This window comes from Pseudomonas sp. S2_A02 (genome assembly GCF_054668495.1).
The window spans coordinates 103,712-121,093 of record NZ_CP162776.1; the positions used below are offsets into that span (position 1 = coordinate 103,712).

Below are 17,382 nucleotides of genomic sequence, written 5' to 3' on the forward strand. Positions count from 1 at the left end.
CAAAGTCTCTCGTCAGCAGCCGTCACTCAGGCTTCCCACAGGTTCGCCCCTCTAGGGATTTTCATGCCGTTCGGCTGCTGCGAGTACCTCGCAGCAGCCATTCCCCGCATTACAGAGGTGGCTAGAAACCCCTATGTCATTTGACTCAACCGCTTAGGGGGCGGTCAGTGGGCAGCTTGCCAGCCTTTGTACTCCATGACATTAGTCCGGGTTACAAGTGAAGGTTGAAGCAGTACCGTCGTGCTTTCCAAAGATTTGCCATTCAACAGGTCATAACCCATCGTTACGGCCTGTTGTGCCTGGCCTCAAGGGGATTGAGAGGCGGATGCCTGGATCTGTGTATCGCTTTTGAGCGCAGTCTCTATATCGGGAGCCCCATCCACCGATGCGATAATGATGCCTTTGCGCTTGAGTTGTTTTGCTGCCAGGTCTGCACCTATGGCCTGGGGATCATTGATCGCGAACACCGCGTCGACTTTTGTAAAGCGAGTCAAGTCGCCTTGCATCACGCTGTAGCCACCTTCGCGCGAGCCTTTGGCATCCTGATTATCAGACAGTATCTTGATGTCGGGTGCCTGCGCGAAAACACTCTTACAGCCATTGACTCGGTCCAGGACTGCTGAAGTCTGCGTACCATTCTGGATAATAACGTTACCCTTGCCACCCAGCTTCTCAGAGATGTACTGACATACAATCTTGCCGGCTTCGACGTTATCGGTTTGTACCGTGGCGTTGGCGCCTTGCACCATGACATCTACGCCCACAACCACTATGCCTGCCTTCCTTGCTTTCGCAATCGCTGGCGCGATTGCTACAGGGTCGACGGCGTTGACAAGAATTAAGTCTACGCCCGAAGAAATGAAGTTATCGATTTGAGTGAACTGCTTATTCAAATCGTAATCTGCCGACACTGAGGTAAATTTTGCTGCTGGATTAATATGCAGTGCCTCGGCTTTGGCGCCATCTACCATCGCTACAAAATAAGGATTACCCAGCGAGCCAACAGTTATGCCGACGGATTTCAACTCTCGCGCTTGAGCGGTGCTGAATGCCAGTAGTGTACAAACAGCGGTAAATATTATTTTTTTCATGAGGACTGTCTCTTGTTATTGGAGTGTGGGGGTTATATATGATTCAGGTGCGTGCACCTGACTGCCGAAAGCGATCGAGGGCTACCGCTCCGATAATGACAACACCTTTGATAATGTATTGCCAGATATCCGAAACTCCCAGCAATATCAGGCCATTGGAAAGTGTAGCGATAATCAGGGCGCCAATTAGCGTACCGATAATGGTGCCAACGCCTCCAGTAAAGCGTGTGCCTCCCAGAATAACGGCGGCGATAGCGTCGAGTTCATAAGACTGTCCCATTTGCAGTCCGTTAGCAGCCATCAATCGAGCGGAAGTCATGATGGCCCCCACGCCCGCCAACAAACCGGACAGGGCATAAGTAAATAACAGGACTTTCCAGACTTTGATTCCCGACAACCGTGCGGCCTCAGGATTGCCGCCCACTGCGTAAATCTGTACGCCTAACACCGTACGTCGAAGAATAATCCACGAAAGAGTAACCACGACTACCGCGATTACAACCAGCCATGGCACCCCGAACAACGCATCGTTGCCAATGTAAGCAAAGGACAGGTCGGGATTGAAAACCGTTTTGTCTTCGCCGATGAGGCGTGCGATTCCACGCATCGCAGTCAAACCGCCTAGTGTGACGATAAATGCCGGTAGCTTTCCAAAAGCGACCAATACACCATTGACGAGCCCTAGCAGCAGTCCGACTCCAAGCCCCGCAGCGATAGCCAGGGGAGCAAAACCCGGAACTTGCGATACCAATAGCGCCACTACTGCGGAAACAGCCAGAATCGAACCAACCGAAAGGTCGATTCCACCCGTCAAGATCACGAAAGTCAGACCTGACGCCAACACCACATTGATAGAGGCCTGCTGACTGATGATTGAGAAATTTTGAACCGAGAAAAAGCTCTCGCTCATCAGGCCAAAGCCCACGCAAAGGAGTATCAATACGGGCAGCATGCCCGCCACTCTCATCATTTGGCGCATTTTATCCTGCGTGGAAGCTCCGGCGATGCTTCGTACACCAGGCGTGGTGAAGTCACTTGCTACTTTGCTTTGCAATGGGGAAGTCATTGAACTAAGTCTCCGTTGGCTAGAGTCAACCTGTCGCTGCCTGTGGCAAACGCGATAATGGCTTCAGGTGTGATATCAAGACCGCTGTGGCCACCGAGTTCGGTGACAAGTTTACCTTCACACATGACCAATACACGGTCGGCAATTCCAACGATCTCTGGTAGTTCACTTGAAATTATCACTACGCAAACGCCGGATGCTGCTAATGCATTGATGATTTTATATATTTCTGATTTAGCCCCAATGTCGACACCCGATGTAGGCTCGTCGAGGAACAATACTCTGGGCTTCATCTCCAGCAGACGAGCCAGCAAAACTTTTTGCTGGTTGCCTCCGGACAGCGCTCCAACATTGATATCTGAGGACGCTTTGATATTGAGTGCCTGGATCGCTTGTTCGGTACGTCCAGTTCCGGCCGTTCGGTCCACAAACCCTGCAAATCGAGCATCACTTCCCACAACACATACATTGATATTGTCGTGGACACTCATGTCGAGAAAAAGGCCCAGTGCTTTGCGGTCTTCTGTCAGATAGACGATGCCTGCATTACCTGCATCGCGAGGAGAGCGTATGACTACAACTTCGCCGTCCATTTCAATCTTTCCGCCTGAGTATGCATCGATACCTGCGATTAATCGGGCAAGTTCGGTTCTCCCTGAGCCCACCAGTCCTGCAATCCCGAGAATTTCGCCGGCATACAGATCGAAACTGCAATCTTGAATATTGAAATCATCTGTAAGATTACGAACACGTAGTATCGGTTGCTCGTAAGAGCACAAAGAACGCTCATGGGCGTAGAAGCCGGAAACATCGCGGCCAACCATCATCCGGACCAGGGTTTCAGCTGACAGCGTGGCGCGATCCAGCGAACCAACGTAATGACCGTCCCGGAGCACCGAAACAAAATCGGACAATGCGTATATCTCGGCCATTCGATGGCTGATATAGATGATCGCGACGCCATCATCACGTAGCTGGCGAATCAATGTAAAAAGACTTTCGGTCTCTTTTGTGGAGAGCGGCGTTGTAGGCTCGTCCATCACCAGGATTCGCGTGTCGGCATGAATTGCACGCGCGATTTCAACAAGTTGTTGGTCCGCAATCGACAAGGTGCCGACCAGTGCATGGGGATCAAATGTGACGCCAAGTCGCTTTAGTACTACGAGTGCGCCTTCGGTCATTGCCTTGCGGTTTATAACTCCACATCGGCGAATCTCTCTACCCAGGTAGATGTTCTCCACCACGCTCATATTTGCGCACAAGCTGAGCTCTTGATAGATGACGGATATGCCATGGCGCTTCGCATCATTCACGCCATAGTTTCGAATATCACATCCGTCGATTCGTATAGTGCCACTGTCGGCGACATAGGCCCCCGATAGTATTTTCATCAGAGTGGATTTTCCGGCGCCGTTTTCGCCCATTAGCGCGTGGATTTGTCCAGGGAAAATACTGAGGTCAATATCATGCAGGACGCGCACCCCATTGAATGACTTCGAGATGGAATGCATTTCCAATAGGGCAGGAGGGGGCTTTCAGATCCAGTGCTCAGCATAGTTGTTAACTCCTTATCTACCGATTTGAGAAGCAGTTGAAACCTCTCATCGGTGTTCTTGTTCGAGCAACATAGTCGAAAGGAAAGCGCTTGCGCAAGCGCTTTCCTTTTCGTTCGAGGAATTCTCCAAAAAGCACTTCCATGTCCATCTCCTAGGGAAGCCCCGATCAAAGAACACATGAAAAGGATGTTAGAAAAGCGCTTGCGCAAGCGCTTTCGTCTCGGCTATGCTTTTTTCAACAAGCGCTGCTGCGTCCATCAAATTGGTTCGCAGGATGATCGCTACGATAATAAAAAGGAGTGCCCGGCTATGCTGCATAGCGGATTCCATCATCTTGATTCACAGACTTCAGATGCGCTGCGCATCTCGCTGGGTCTTTCACGAAATTGCGGGTTCGTCCCGGCATCAATTCCGAGAGCCATCGACGCATTTTCTCGCCGTGAGCTTTACAATAGGTAGCAACTGGACATGAGTTCAGCGCTATCCATCAAATCACGTGAGAAAGGAGTGATGCACAGTGGGCGCAAAGATGAGCGATGTCGCGAGAGCCGCGAACGTATCGATGTCTACGGTATCTCATGTACTCAACGGTACTCGTAAAGTTCATCCTGACACCGTCCGTAGCGTGAATCAGGCTGTAGAGTCCGTAGGCTATATTCGAAACTCACTCGCTCGGTCTCTGGCTCGTTCCTCTTCGGGTTCGGGTGCCATCGGTGTGGCGATTGCTACGCTTTCAAACTATTACTTCAGTGAAACAGTACGTGCCATCGAAGCGGCATGCGCGAAAAGCGGTTTGATGATGATACTGGTCAATACGCAAAGAGATCCGGAACAGGAACTCAAAGCGGTCAAGGCACTGCATGAGCGACGTGTTGACGGGATTGTACTGGCTTCGGAATATGATCCAGAAAATCGAGTATTTAATTACTTAAAAGCCAACAAGATACCCACGGTTCTCATCGATCGACTTCTCTCGACGTCTTTTGATCAGGTGGGGGTAGAAAATAAGCACTCCTCTCAAGAATTGATTGCACATTTGATTAAGCTTGGTCATCGGCGTATCGGGATGGTATCCGGACGATTGACTCAGTCTTCTTCTCATGAGCGAATTGACGGCTACCGTGCGGCTTTAGCTGACGCTGGAATTGAGTACGAAGATCAATTGGTTTGCTGTGGTGAATCGGCGATTGCGCCGGCAATGGAAGCCACTCGCCGTTTGCTATCGCTAGAGCACCCGCCCACCGCAATAATGACTGCAAACAACTTGATGACTATTGGTGCAATGCAGGCTCTTCGTGAAGCGGGGCTTGAGGTGCCAAAGGATATCGCGCTGGTTGGCTTTGACGATTTCGACTGGGCGGATGCTTTTAGCCCAAGACTGACAGTTGTAGCGCAACCTCTAGAGGAACTCGGAGCCCAGGCTGTGAAGCTGTTATTGAAGCGTATCAAGCAACCTGAGGGTAAACGTCAGACTATTAGATTGAAACCTTCTTTAATCCAGCGAGATTCTTGCGGCGCTCCCAAATGACTGTACTCAGGGTTTCGTCCTGAGGATCTAGCGGTGCAGACGTGAATTATTTGATTCTTGTTCACGTCTCGCCGTCTGGATAACTTTGAAACTAAACGACTAGCATCTGGTTTCCATTTGTCGTGCACGTATATGTATGTTTGCAGAATTTTCTGCTTGAGTGCCTCGCGTTCGGTTTTGTTTTCTTCAGGTAATGGGTTGTAACTACGAAATGCAGAGCTTATTCCTGTGATGGCGCTTCTGCGTTCGCAGAATTACGAAATGCTTAAATTTGGCAAGACAAGAGTCGATTGAGACGGCACAAACCGGATTGGCGAAGAGGGACTGAGCGTGAATAACTACAACAAGACGAATGATGTAACTGCACTGCCGGCATGGCGCAATCTGCTCGACCATCGGGAGAGCATGAAAAATTTTAGTATGCGCGATGCCTTTCGAGATGACAGTAAACGCTTTCAAGACTTTTCCTTGGCGGGCTGCGGGCTTTTTTTGGATTACTCCAAAAACCTGATCAATCACGAGACCCGTTCATTGCTTGTAAACCTTGCTCGCGAGGCAGGCGTGGAACAGGCAGCGCATGCCATGTTCAGTGGAGAGAAAATCAACGGCTCCGAGGGGCGTCCAGTGCTGCATACCGCGCTGCGGCGACCAGTGGGTGACGCTTTGATGGTCGATGGTCGCAACTTGATGCGCGATGTACATGGAGCCCTGGCGCAGATGACTGACGTTGTGAGTCGTATCCATAACCATCTGTGGCGTGGTTACAACGACAAGGTCATCACCGATGTTGTAAACATTGGTATTGGTGGCTCATTTCTGGGGCCGGAGCTGGTCTCTGAGGCACTGGCGCCTTTCGCACGGCATGGAGTGCGCTGCCATTATCTAGCTAACATCGACGGCAGTGAATTCCGAGAGGTTACAGCCGGACTGAACGTAGAAACAACGCTGTTCATCATCTCCAGCAAAACCTTCGGTACTCTTGAAACTTTAAAGAATGCACAAGCTTCTCGTAGCTGGTACTTGGCTAAGGGCGGGACGGAAGAGAAGCTATATCGCCATTTCATTGCTGTGACAAGTAATCGCCAGGCAGCGCTGGATTTCGGCATTCGTGAAGCAAACATTTTTCCTATGTGGGATTGGGTCGGCGGCCGTTACTCACTATGGTCTGCAATTGGCCTGCCGATTGCTCTGGCCATTGGCATCGCTAACTTCAAGGAACTGTTATCCGGCGCGTACGCGATGGATCAGCATTTCCTGAACGAACCATTGGAACAGAACCTTCCTGTTCTTTTAGCGGTACTCGGCGTTTGGTATCACAACTTTTGGGGGGCGCAAAGTTATGCATTCTTGCCCTATGACCATTACCTGCGCAACTTCGTGAAGCATCTGCAGCAGATGGACATGGAGTCAAATGGCAAAAGTGTTCGTCATGACGGCACGTCAGTGTCCTGCAGCACGGGCCCAGTAATCTGGGGCGGCGTGGGGTGTAACGGACAGCACGCTTACCACCAGTTATTGCATCAAGGAACGGCTCTGATTCCAGCTGACTTCATTGTGCCTGTGGTGAGTCACAATCCAGTGGCTGATCATCAGGAATGGCTGTACGCCAATTGCTTGTCTCAAAGCCAAGCACTGATGTGGGGCAAAACCCGCAGTGAAGCTGAGGCAGAGCTAAAAGCCAAAGGCCTTTCATCCAGTGAGATTGAACGACTGGCGCCGCATAAAGTGATCCCCGGTAACCGGCCAAGCAATACAGTTGCGCTTGAGATTATCAATCCACATAGCCTGGGTGCGCTGATCGCCCTTTATGAGCATAAGGTCTTTGTCCAGGGCGTAATTTGGGGAGTCAACTCGTTTGATCAATGGGGCGTGGAACTGGGTAAGGAGCTAAGTAACAGCGTCCATAGCCTCCTGACTCGCTATGACGCGCAACCGGCTGATGATTCCTCGACGCAGGGGCTTATAGATTTCTTCCGAGGGCGTCATCGGGGTTAGAGCCTTATAAGAGACCAAAGAGTTCGGCGGTGTCTTTTTTATTAACTGGGTATCTCCTTTTCGGAAACGGTGTGTGGGAGTTAACCGCGTACTTTGATTAAAAGCGTGCTGTTCGCGTAATCGGCCTTGTCCAATAAATATAACAAACCAAAGGTGTTATGAATGAACGTTAAAACTCTCAGTGCAGTTCTGGGTGCGTCCTTTGCTGTCGGCTTTTTGCCCGTTGACGCGTATTCAGCAGACTTCAGTGGTTATTTCCGAACCGGAGTAGGAGATTCGACTCAAGGCGGGAAACAGTCGTGTTTTCAGCTACCAGGCGCGCAGTCCAAATACCGTCTTGGCAACGAATGTGAGCAATATCTGGAGCTGGATTTGCGCCAGGATCTGCTTTCACTGGACGACGGCTCGGTGGTCAGCGTGGAGGGCATGGCACAGTTTTATAACGAGTACGGCCATGAACCAAAATTTGACGGGGAACACGGCTATACGAGGATGAGTCAGCTCTACGCTGAGTGGAGCAAGATGCCGGCATTGAATGGCGGTTCTTTCTGGGCGGGCCGTCGTTATTACAACCGAAACGACATCAATATTTCCGACTACTTCTACTGGAACCAAAGCTCAACGGGCTTTGGGTTCGATCAAGTCGCATTGGGCGATCTGAAATACAGCTACGTGCTCTCACGCAAGGACAACGTCTTCCAAAAGGATTTTGTTACCCGTCATGACGTGACCGTCAGCGGATTCAACACAAATCCCGGTGGTGAAGTTCAGTTGGGCGTCAGTTATCTGGACAAGCCGAGCCGCGAGAATGCTCATCAGGGCTGGTCGGTGGTTGCCCAGCACAAGCAGGTCGCGTTTCTCGGTGGGGTCAATAAGTTCGCGGTTCAATACGGCCGAGGGCCGGGCACCGCATTGGGTTACACCGGTGATACCACGTTGGATGAGAGCAACAAGAGCTGGCGCGCCGTAGAGTTTTTCGACTGGCAAATGACGCATGCTTTCAGTGGTCAAGTTGAATTGGTCTATCAAAAAGACACGCGCCCTGATGGTGATGATCAGAATTGGTTGTCCATTGGTGTTCGGCCAATTTATGCGTTCACGGATCAATTCAAATTGATAACCGAAGTTGGGCGCGACCAGGTTGAAGCCGCAGACGGTACCCGAAAACTCACCAAGTACACCATCGCGCCGACCTGGTCACCGAAGGGCCCGGGATTCTGGGACAGGCCGGAATTTCGTCTGTATTACACCTACGCAAGCTGGAACAAGGCTGCGCAACGCGCCGCCAGCTTGCAATCTCCGGGATCGGCATTGTCTGATACCGGTGCGTTTGGTACAGATCTGCAAGGCTCCAACGTAGGGGTTCAGATCGAGTATTGGTGGAAATAAACGCCTGAAATGACAGTGGCTGACAATCAGCCCGGATCTGCAACAGCTATCGAATAGCGAGGGCAATCTAACACTTCTTCTTAAACAGGAAGGGGGGTGAGATGGCGCTGAATGTTATTACGTTCAGCGCCATAGTCGATCGAACATTGTTGAAGCTTTATCAGGCGAGTCACTCAGAGTGAGAGACAGCGTCACTATCCTTTTATCCGGTGATCGAGTTTGGCGTCACTGTGTCGCTTTTCGCATCAACTCTTTGCGCAATTTTCCGGGGGACATGCCAAACATGTTCTGAAAATGTCGAATGAAATGAGGCGCGTCGGCGAACCCGCATTCGAAAGCGATTTCCCCTATATGTCGATCCGAGCTGATGAGAAGCCATCGGCCAAACCTGAGTCGAACCTGACGGTAGAATTGGGCTGGAGTGTTACTGGTTTCGGCGACAAACAGCCGCTCAAGTTGACGTTTACTGGTACCGACAAGGTTTGCGATTGAGTCGATGTCCAAGGGTTCGGTCATGTGCTTTTCCATCAGCATCACGGCTTCGTGCAGACGCCTGTTCGAAGAGCTGGGGTATCCAAGTGCCTTTCGCCGGTCGACGAAACTGCCGGAACTGCTTTTTGCGACCGTCATCTGATGAACAACTTTGCCGGCCCGATCCGGGCCGCAATGCAGCCCAATAAGATGAATGGCCAACTCAATCACCGAGATACCGCCTGCGCAGGTGATCCGATCCTTGTCGATGAGGAAGTCATTGTTGCTGACAAAGCGCAATCTGGGGAACAGACGTTTCCAGTCGTCGCAATGGTAGGCATGTACGCAAGCAGTACGTCCCTCCATCAAGCCATGTCGAGCGAGCACGAAGCTGCCCGTGCATAGACCGATCAACGGCACGTTAGAGGCTGCTGCCTGATGCAGAAATGCCGGATACGTCTTTGGTGCGGCCTCAAGGGAATCAAGCAGCCCACCAATCACCACAATGTAATCAAATTGATGAGGATTGGTGAGCTCACTGTCGATAGGCACATCCAATCCGCAGCTGGAAATGACTCTTTGCCCAGGGATACCCAGTACTTTCCATTGGCAGCGTATCGGACGGCTCTGATCGCCCGTATCGGCGGCATGTCGCAGCGCATCGGTCAGCCCTGACAGTGACAGCAAAGGGAAGCGCGGCCACAACACAATGCCAATAGACAACTCGGTAGCGCCGCGTCGGCTTGGCGGATTTCGTGCCTGACCATTATCAAGCCCTTCCACGAGGCTTTCGCTGGAGGCCTTGGGCAGTACATCTCCGAAATGTCGCAAATGTTCAATCATTCATGCAAACCATCCAACCAGTTATACCGTCGATCACCATACGATGAGCGCCTGCCCAACACCATGCTGTTCATAAAAAAACAATCGAGGAGCACGTGATGAAGAAGCCCAACGTTCAACGTATTGCCGGTATCTATGCGGGTCTGCTGGTATTCATGCTGGCCTCGGTACCGGCATTCGCACTGGAAACGGTAGAGCCGGGAAGCCTGACTATTGCGTTCAGTGGCGATATGCCGGGGACTGGTTATCAAGACAGTCGAATGGTCGGCTACGACGGTGAAATCCTTCAACAAATTTCCGAGAAGCTGGGTTTGAAAGTTAAACCTGCGTTGATGGACTGGGCCGGCACCATCGCCTCGGTGCAGGCTAAACGCGTGGATGTCATGGCCGGCACCATGGGCTGGACCGAGCAGCGCGCGAAGATCATGACCGTGAGCGATCCGATTCACTATTTCAAGAACGGCATCACCCAGACCGACAAGACCAACTGGAGCAGCCTCAAAGATTTGCAGGGCAAGAAGGTCGGCACTATCACGGGTTTCTCGTTTATCCCTGAGATGCGCAAGATCGAGGGGCTACAAGTGGCGTTGTACGACACATCCGATGCCGCGATACGCGATCTTCTCGCCGGGCGCATCGATGCAGTGATCGGTGATCCTCCGGTCATGCAATACGCTATTTTCCGCAACGAGCAGTGGCATCTGCACTTCAACGCGTTCACCGACAACGATCCGAATTTCCCCCTGCTGACGGGTCTGGGCCAGGTGGTGTACGGCTTCAATAAAGGGGCCAACCCGCAGCTGGTGGCGGCCGTGAACGAGCAGATCCAGTCTCTGGAAAAGCTGTGAAATGCGCAAGATCGGTGCCCGCTATGGTCTGACTCAGGATGTCTGGTATGTGCCGGAAGGCAAGGATCTGAGGCTTGGTGTCGACCGCCCGGCGGATTGGGAACTGCCCGGCTGCAAGTAAGCGCTTGAGCGGATGAGTCGGCCTGATGCCTCGTGCCGATTCATCGCCATCTCTATAACAAAAAAAGGTTAACCAAGATGTCGATCCCGTCCGAACCTGCATTGCTGCGAGTGCATGACCTGCACAAAAGTTATGGTGATCTGGAAGTGCTCAAGGGTATCAACCTGGAATTGAAAGCCGGTGAAACCCTGTCGTTGATCGGCCCCAGCGGGTCGGGAAAGTCCACTTGCCTGCGTTGTATCAATTATCTGGAAAAACCCACTCGAGGCGATATCTGGCTGGGCGATGAGTTGATCGGGCAGATCAAGGACGGTAAACGCATACGTCTGATGAGTGATCGGGAAATGGCTCCGCAGCGACGCGAGATCGCAATGGTGTTCCAGCTCTTCTACCTCTGGCCACATTTGAGCGTACGCGACAACGTCGCGCTGGGGCCGATCAAGGCACAGGGTATGCCGCGCAAGCAGGCCTATGAGTTGGCTGATGCCATGTTGGAAAAAGTCCATCTGCGGCACAAAGCCGAGGTCTATCCCGAGCAATTGTCCGGCGGGCAGCAACAGCGGGTCGCTATCGCCCGCGCGTTGGCCCAACAACCTAAAGTCATTCTGTTCGACGAACCGACCTCGGCGCTGGACCCCGAACTGGTGGGTGAAGTACTGGCCGTGATTCGTGAGCTGGCGCAAGAGGGCCGCACCATGATCATGGTGACCCACGAAGTGCGATTCGCTCGGGATGTGGCGGATCGGGTGATCTTCATGGACGGTGGACACATTGTCGAGCAAGGGCCTTCGGCGCAGGTTATCGACAACCCCAGTCACGAGCGCACCCGCAGTTTTCTTGGGCGCATGGCCATGGAGGGCGCTTGATGGCGAACTTCGAGATCTTTCTCGGGCTATTGCCCCTGCTGTTGAAAGGCGCGCTCACCGCCCTGGAGATCGCGCTGTGTTCCTTGCTGCTGGCGAGTGCCGGCGGAATAGTCTTGGCGGTGTTGCTGACGTTCGGTCGGTCACGGTTGTTGCATGGGGCGATCGGCTGTTTCATTGAATGGATGCGCAATGTTCCCGCGCTGGCGCATCTGTTCCTGATCTATTTTGGACTCTCCTATCTTGGCATCAATTTGCCCGCGTGGCTGGCCGCCATCGTCGGCTTGAGTCTGGTGGGCAGCGCGGTGTTGGCCGATATTTTCCGGAGCGGCTTGCAGTCGCTGCATGTCGGTCAGTATGAAGCCGGGCTGGCGGTCGGCCTGAGCCGGATGCAGATTCTGCGTTGCATCCTCTTGCCCCAGGCCCTGCGCGTGACGTTGCCGGCGTTCGCCAACTACGTCACGCAACTGGTCAAGGACACGTCCATCGCCTCGGCCATCGCCGTGCCGGAAATCATGTTTCTGGCGCGCAATCTAGTGACCTCCACCTTCCAGACTTCACTGATCTATTTGGCTGTGATGTGCATCTACGCCGCGATGATTTTGCCGATCGGTGTGGGATTCATTCGGCTCGAACGTCATTTTGGGAGCGCGCGATGATCAGTTTTTTTCAGCAATACCCAGAGTACTGGAGCGACTGGATCGCTCGCCTGTTGCTCGGTGCAAGGATCAGCGCCGAATTGTCCCTGATGGGGTTCGCTCTGGCGGTCACATTGGGTGCGTTGTTGGCCTGGGCAATGAGAAGTTCGAGTGTCCTCTTGAAACGATCGGCCGCGTACTTTATTCAGAGTATGCGCGCCGTACCTCTTTTGGCATTGTTGCTGGCCCTGTATTTCGCGTTGCCCAGTCTGGGATTGACGTTGTCTGGCTATTGGGCCGGGGTCATTGGTCTGGGTTTACAGGGCGCCGCTTACGTCGCGGAAATCCTCCGTGGCAGTCTGGATTCGCTGCATCGCGGCCAGCGCGAGGCCGCCATCGCCATCGGACTGACACCGCTGAAAGCGTTTACGTCAGTCATCCTGCCGCAAGCGATTCGCGGCATGTTGCCGCCACTGCTCAACGCCTATGTGTCGATCCTCAAGGACAGCTCATTGTGCGCCCTGATCGCTACCGATGAGCTGATGCTGGCGGCGCGGGCCATCGCTTCGGAAACCTTCCTGCCCATGCATGTCTTTCTGCTGGTAGGGCTGTTCTATTTTGTTATCGCTTTCCCTCTTTCAATGCTGTCGCGTGTGCTTGAAAAGCATTTTTCACGCGGACGCAAAACCCTGCGAGGTTGAATACATGAGCACCATAGATCGAGTTACTTCCCACAGCATTGCCCAGTTGCAGCAGGCGCTGGATGCGGGATCGCTGACTAGCGAAGCGCTGGTTCGTGCGCAACTGGCGCGCATCGAGCACTTTGACGAGCAGCTCAATGCCTATGTCGAGGCCTATCCCGCGCGAGCTCTCAATGCGGCCATCGCTGCGGATCGTCAACGTGCGGCTGGCATACGCCTGGGACCGCTGCATGGCATTCCTCTGGCGATCAAGGACCTGTTCGAGATCGATGGCCAGGCCATCACGGGTGGGTCATTGGCACAGGCGCCGCGTGTTTCGAAGTTGACCGCCACCGCAGTGCAACGCCTGGAGCGTGCCGGAGCAATCATTCTTGGCAAGACCCACACCGTGGAATTCGCTTTCGGGGGCTGGGGCACCAACGCGGTGATGGGTACGCCGTGGAACCCGTGGGACCGCAACGTGCATCATGCTCCGGGTGGCTCAAGCAGCGGCTCGGCAGTGGCCGTGGCCAGTGGGTTGGCAAGCGCTGCGTTGGGCACCGACACCGGTGGCTCGGTGCGAATTCCTGCGGGCATGTGCGGCTTGGTCGGGCTGAAAACCACGCGCGGGCTTATCAGTCGCCATGGCTTGATCGAACTGTGTCCGTCGCTGGATTCGGTGGGCCCTATTACCCACACAGTTGAAGATGCGGCGTGGATGCTGGATGCACTGCTGGGCCCGGACCCGCTGGATCCGGTTTCGGCCCAGGCGTCTGTATTCAGCGCCGCTGCCGGTCTCAATCAGACGGTAGCCGGTTTGCGCATCTGGGTATTGCCACAGGCCGAACGAGCGCATGTCGCTCCCGGGGTGCTGAAGGCTTATGATTTGGGGCTCGAGCAGCTGGCCGCCTTGGGGATGCAACTGATCGAGCAACCGCTGCCCACGTCGCTGGAGCAGTGCATGCGCATCGCGGGTGGGCTGATGAGCGCCGAAGGTTATGCCAGTCTGGGTAGCTTGTTCGAGCGCGACGATCTGCGTTTCGACCCCCATGTTCAACGTCGCGTACTCAGTGGTCGCGCCATCGACGCAGCGTCGTATATCCAGTTGCACAATCAGCGCCGCGCCGCTCGGCACGCCATGCAGGAGGCCATGACCAACATAGACGCCTGCGCTTTCCCGACTAACGCTATTGGCAGTGTGCCGTTGGATGAGGTCGATGAATATGGCACGCCACTGGCCTTGTTGGGGCGGTTCGCCAACTTGCTGAACCTGTGTTCGGTGGCGCTGCCCATCGGGTTCGATGAAAAGTGCATGCCGGTTTCGATGCAGATTGTGGGTCGGGCATTCGCCGAACCGCTGATTCTGCGCATCGGCCATGCCTATCAACAGGTCAGCGATTGGCACACGCTACGGCCTGAGGGCTGGGAACTGGCAGATAACGCGGTTGCGTGAGGGATATGTGGCTAGATCTTGGTAACAGAAGCGAACTCGGCAGCCACTGTGGTCATTTCTGCCAACGCCACAAGTTGGAGTCAAGGTTAGAAAATGTCACCTATAAAACCCATGTAAAAGATTAATATGTTTGCCCGGTGATTTTGCGAGTTATCAAGGATTTCGCCATGGGGGTTAATTCCCAGGATGCGTTTTAACAACGTTTTTCACCCTGTACTGAGTTTGCTTTCGTTGCTATTAGTGGCGTCTCCTGCTGCCAATAAAGTCAGGCCATTTCCTTAGTCGGGGAGTGGCTTGCGCAGGATCATATATTGTCAAATCGTTAGTTGTCATGAACGTTCTTCAGGAGATGTATCGTATGCCTTTCACTCGGACTGTTATTGCTCTTTCTTTAGGTCTGATCATAGGGCAGGGGTATGTTCAGGCTGCACCGCTGCTTTCTTTGGACAGTGGTCAGTCTGAACGGGCCGTCGCAACCAGTAATGCATGGGTTGAGATCAACCAGGCAGCATTTGAAAGCAATATTCGTATGCTCCGGAACACCTTGACGAATAAATCAAGGCTTTGTGCCATCCTCAAGGCGGATGCCTATGGTCATGGTGTCGGGTGATTAATGCCGTCTGTCATGAAAATGGAAGTGCCCTGCGTAGGCGTTGCCAGCAATGAAGAGGCTCGAGTTGTACGTGAAAGCGGATTCAAGGGAGAACTCGTCCGCGTGCGTACAGCGACGTTGGCCGAGGTGGAAGGCGCATTGCCGTACACAATAGAGGAGTTAGTCAGCAACCTCGATTATGCTCGAGAAGTCGCAGCTATTGCTGAAAAGCACGGAAATCGCCTGAAAGTTCACTTGGCGTTGAACGCCGGCGGGATGAGTCGTAATGGTCTGGAAATGAGTACTGAACAAGGTCGGCAAGAAGCCCTGGCGATCACTCGTATGGCGCCTCTGGAGCTGGTCGGAATCATGACTCACTTCGCGGTGGAGGATAAAGATGATGTTCGGCAAGGGCTCAAGGCTTTCAATGAACAAGCCGCGTGGCTGATTAAGACTGCCGGAATGGATAGAAGTAAAATCACCCTTCATGCCGCGAACTCTTACGCGACATTAGAAGTGCCAGAGTCGCACTTGGACATGGTACGTGCCGGAGGCGCCTTGTATGGCATGATGGAACGTTCGCATGCCGAGTACAAACGGGTCATGCAGGTAAAGTCATATGTGGCGTCTGTCAATCAATACCCTAAAGGGAATACAGTGGGGTATGACCGAACAATTACACTGAATCGTGATTCAAAACTTGCGAATATTCCTGTGGGCTACTTTGATGGCTATCGTCGGGCTTTTACCAACAAAGGCTTTGTACTTGTCGATGGGCAACGTGCTCCAGTAGTAGGGAAGGTTTCCATGAATACACTCATGGTGGACGTGACAGATATCCCCTCGGTACACGCTGGCGATCAGGTGGTGCTCTTCGGTAAGCAAGGCGATAGCGAGATCGCTCAGGGTGAACTTGAAGAACTCAGTGGAACATTGCTAGTGGACCTTGCTACCGTTTGGGGGAGTAGCAATCCCAAAGCCTTGGTGGCGGATAAAGTCTCTGATTAACCAGTGGAATTTAGGCGCTACTGTGATTGTAACGCTCACGCAGTAGCGACTTTCGGCAGTGACGATCGCGGGTCACTGCCCTTGATACAACAGCGTCAACGCGAAGGCGATCAAGAGGAAGGCTGAAGTGTAATCTATCCACTTTAACCAAGCGGCGTTCAATCGTTTCACGACTGACGAGCATGCTCCCGCCAAGCCCGCCCACCAGAGTGCAGACCCAAGAAATACGCCGAGCACAAGCCGTGCGCCAGTTGTCATATCTGATTGACTGACTCCCAGCCCGGCAAAAAGCGTCACGAAACCCAGGATGGTCATTGGGTTGGACAGTGTCAGCAGGCATGTTGTCGAGTACATACCCCATAGATCCCGGGTGGTTGATGAAATGACGGTGACGTCACCTTTTCTTCGCCAGGTTTTCCAGGCCAAGTAAAGAAAGAAAACTGCACCCGCTATCCGTAAATATCGGGTATCACCGATCAGCGTCAATAATCCAGTCAGCCCAAATAGAGCCGTCAATGCATAGGCCGCATCAGCTGTCGCCGCTCCCATCCCGGTCGTAAATCCTGCCTTGAATCCTCCTCTTAAAGTATTTTGGACACACAGTAAGCCTATCGGCCCGACGGGAGCAGCAATTGCCAAGCCTAGTAGTATTCCCTTGATCAACATGACAGGATTCTCCTTTTTCGTGGTCTCCATTTTGAATGGCTCACCTCTGCGAATCCCATTGCGATTTGATGGTTTGCAGGCCTCTCCACCTAACAAACGATGTTTTCAATGCCGATGACTGATAGACCTCTCGATCGCTTGGACAAACGCCTTTTGGCAGAACTTCAGGTAGACGCTCGTTTGAGCTTTGCTGAACTGGGAAGGCGAGTGGGGCTCTCAACTCCCGCTGCGGCCGAACGAGTTCGCAAGCTTGAGGATCGAGGTGTGCTGCGAGGATATCGAGCTGAACTCGATAGCCATTCCATTGGTTATCCGGTGACAGCATTCATTAGGCTATACATCCCTACGGAACACTATGCCAAGGTATTGTCGGTCATTGAGGGGATGCCTGAGGTGCGAGAGGCCCATCACGTAACGGGCGATGCTTCATTCGTACTTAAAGTTGTTGCGGCCTCATTGGCTGCGCTGGAAACGTTAATCTCCTCCTTTGATTCTTATGGCGGCACCGAAACTTCGGTTGTTCTTTCGACTCGCCTGGCAACCCGTGGCCTACCTATCAATCCCTATTAAGTTG

The 17,382-nt window shown here is 53.0% G+C and carries 14 protein-coding genes and 2 pseudogenes; 11 read left to right on the forward strand and 5 right to left on the reverse strand.

Translation table 11 applies throughout. The features are described 5' to 3' along the window. Positions 1–164 precede the first annotated feature (164 nt). The 3 genes and pseudogenes from AB4O41_RS00400 to AB4O41_RS00410 all read right to left on the reverse strand — a co-directional run bounded on the left by AB4O41_RS00400 (position 165) and on the right by AB4O41_RS00410 (position 3,668). A pseudogene (locus tag AB4O41_RS00400) lies at positions 165–1,091 on the reverse strand (ABC transporter substrate-binding protein). 43 nt (positions 1,092–1,134) lie between these two features. Beyond that, positions 1,135–2,157 (reverse strand): ABC transporter permease subunit, encoded by a 1,023-nt coding sequence (locus tag AB4O41_RS00405; RefSeq protein ID WP_460145722.1) that lies wholly within the window; start codon positions 2,155–2,157, stop codon positions 1,135–1,137. Continuing rightward, a complete protein-coding gene (locus tag AB4O41_RS00410; RefSeq protein ID WP_460145723.1) occupies positions 2,154–3,668 on the reverse strand; it encodes a sugar ABC transporter ATP-binding protein in 1,515 nt (504 codons plus the stop codon). Before AB4O41_RS00410 ends, AB4O41_RS00405 begins: the two co-directional genes overlap by 4 nt. A gap of 222 nt (positions 3,669–3,890) precedes the next feature. Here AB4O41_RS00410 and AB4O41_RS00415 point away from each other — a divergent pair, with 222 nt between their 5' ends. The 4 genes from AB4O41_RS00415 to AB4O41_RS00430 all read left to right on the forward strand — a co-directional run bounded on the left by AB4O41_RS00415 (position 3,891) and on the right by AB4O41_RS00430 (position 8,625). After that, on the forward strand, positions 3,891–4,172 hold the full coding sequence (locus tag AB4O41_RS00415) for a hypothetical protein (protein ID WP_460145724.1): 282 nt from the start codon (positions 3,891–3,893) through the stop codon (positions 4,170–4,172). Between the two features lie 58 nt (positions 4,173–4,230). Beyond that, a complete protein-coding gene (locus tag AB4O41_RS00420) occupies positions 4,231–5,241 on the forward strand; it encodes a LacI family DNA-binding transcriptional regulator (RefSeq protein WP_460145725.1) in 1,011 nt (336 codons plus the stop codon). A gap of 330 nt (positions 5,242–5,571) precedes the next feature. Beyond that, positions 5,572–7,236, forward strand: coding sequence for a glucose-6-phosphate isomerase (gene pgi / locus AB4O41_RS00425; RefSeq protein WP_460145726.1), 1,665 nt, complete (start codon positions 5,572–5,574; stop codon positions 7,234–7,236). A 162-nt stretch (positions 7,237–7,398) separates the two neighbouring features. Continuing rightward, positions 7,399–8,625, forward strand: coding sequence for a carbohydrate porin (locus tag AB4O41_RS00430; protein WP_460145727.1), 1,227 nt, complete (start codon positions 7,399–7,401; stop codon positions 8,623–8,625). Between the two features lie 225 nt (positions 8,626–8,850). Here the strand turns inward: AB4O41_RS00430 and AB4O41_RS00435 are convergent, their stop codons facing one another. Beyond that, positions 8,851–9,939: a GlxA family transcriptional regulator gene (locus AB4O41_RS00435; RefSeq protein ID WP_460145728.1), complete on the reverse strand. Its 1,089-nt coding sequence runs from the start codon at positions 9,937–9,939 to the stop codon at positions 8,851–8,853. A gap of 98 nt (positions 9,940–10,037) precedes the next feature. On the opposite strand from AB4O41_RS00435, the gene AB4O41_RS00440 reads away from it, so the two are divergent. From AB4O41_RS00440 to alr, 6 genes and pseudogenes are all read left to right on the forward strand, one after another. Then, positions 10,038–10,787: a substrate-binding periplasmic protein gene (locus AB4O41_RS00440; protein WP_460145729.1), complete on the forward strand. Its 750-nt coding sequence runs from the start codon at positions 10,038–10,040 to the stop codon at positions 10,785–10,787. A 198-nt stretch (positions 10,788–10,985) separates the two neighbouring features. Next, positions 10,986–11,774, forward strand: a complete 789-nt coding sequence (locus AB4O41_RS00445) for an amino acid ABC transporter ATP-binding protein (protein ID WP_460145730.1) — start codon at positions 10,986–10,988, stop codon at positions 11,772–11,774. Then, positions 11,774–12,430 (forward strand): amino acid ABC transporter permease, encoded by a 657-nt coding sequence (locus AB4O41_RS00450; protein ID WP_460145731.1) that lies wholly within the window; start codon positions 11,774–11,776, stop codon positions 12,428–12,430. Before AB4O41_RS00445 ends, AB4O41_RS00450 begins: the two co-directional genes overlap by 1 nt. Then, complete coding sequence (locus AB4O41_RS00455) at positions 12,427–13,110, forward strand: amino acid ABC transporter permease (RefSeq protein ID WP_460145732.1); 684 nt, start codon at positions 12,427–12,429, stop codon at positions 13,108–13,110. The genes AB4O41_RS00450 and AB4O41_RS00455 overlap by 4 nt, the downstream gene beginning before the upstream one ends. Before the next feature lie 4 nt (positions 13,111–13,114). Beyond that, positions 13,115–14,542: an amidase gene (locus AB4O41_RS00460; RefSeq protein WP_460145733.1), complete on the forward strand. Its 1,428-nt coding sequence runs from the start codon at positions 13,115–13,117 to the stop codon at positions 14,540–14,542. Positions 14,543–14,900: 358 nt separating this feature from the next. Beyond that, positions 14,901–16,142, forward strand: a pseudogene (alr, locus tag AB4O41_RS00465) (alanine racemase). A gap of 72 nt (positions 16,143–16,214) precedes the next feature. On the opposite strand, the gene AB4O41_RS00470 reads toward alr, so the two are convergent. Continuing rightward, positions 16,215–16,808: a LysE family translocator gene (locus AB4O41_RS00470; protein ID WP_460145734.1), complete on the reverse strand. Its 594-nt coding sequence runs from the start codon at positions 16,806–16,808 to the stop codon at positions 16,215–16,217. Positions 16,809–16,916: 108 nt separating this feature from the next. Between AB4O41_RS00470 and AB4O41_RS00475 the strand changes: the two genes are divergently transcribed. Then, complete coding sequence (locus tag AB4O41_RS00475) at positions 16,917–17,378, forward strand: Lrp/AsnC family transcriptional regulator (RefSeq protein WP_460145735.1); 462 nt, start codon at positions 16,917–16,919, stop codon at positions 17,376–17,378. The last annotated feature ends 4 nt before the right edge of the window (positions 17,379–17,382 follow it).

Coding starts and splice junctions, on each gene's coding strand:
- AB4O41_RS00460 (WP_460145733.1), top strand. CDS start 13,115: ATGAGCACCATAGATCGAGTTACTTCCCACAGCATTGCCCAGTTGCAG.
- AB4O41_RS00435 (WP_460145728.1), bottom strand. CDS start 9,939: ATGATTGAACATTTGCGACATTTCGGAGATGTACTGCCCAAGGCCTCC.
- AB4O41_RS00440 (WP_460145729.1), top strand. CDS start 10,038: ATGAAGAAGCCCAACGTTCAACGTATTGCCGGTATCTATGCGGGTCTG.
- AB4O41_RS00475 (WP_460145735.1), top strand. CDS start 16,917: ATGCCGATGACTGATAGACCTCTCGATCGCTTGGACAAACGCCTTTTG.
- AB4O41_RS00470 (WP_460145734.1), bottom strand. CDS start 16,808: ATGTTGATCAAGGGAATACTACTAGGCTTGGCAATTGCTGCTCCCGTC.
- AB4O41_RS00450 (WP_460145731.1), top strand. CDS start 11,774: ATGGCGAACTTCGAGATCTTTCTCGGGCTATTGCCCCTGCTGTTGAAA.
- AB4O41_RS00415 (WP_460145724.1), top strand. CDS start 3,891: ATGAAAAGGATGTTAGAAAAGCGCTTGCGCAAGCGCTTTCGTCTCGGC.
- AB4O41_RS00405 (WP_460145722.1), bottom strand. CDS start 2,157: ATGACTTCCCCATTGCAAAGCAAAGTAGCAAGTGACTTCACCACGCCT.
- AB4O41_RS00455 (WP_460145732.1), top strand. CDS start 12,427: ATGATCAGTTTTTTTCAGCAATACCCAGAGTACTGGAGCGACTGGATC.
- AB4O41_RS00445 (WP_460145730.1), top strand. CDS start 10,986: ATGTCGATCCCGTCCGAACCTGCATTGCTGCGAGTGCATGACCTGCAC.
- AB4O41_RS00410 (WP_460145723.1), bottom strand. CDS start 3,668: ATGCATTCCATCTCGAAGTCATTCAATGGGGTGCGCGTCCTGCATGAT.
- AB4O41_RS00430 (WP_460145727.1), top strand. CDS start 7,399: ATGAACGTTAAAACTCTCAGTGCAGTTCTGGGTGCGTCCTTTGCTGTC.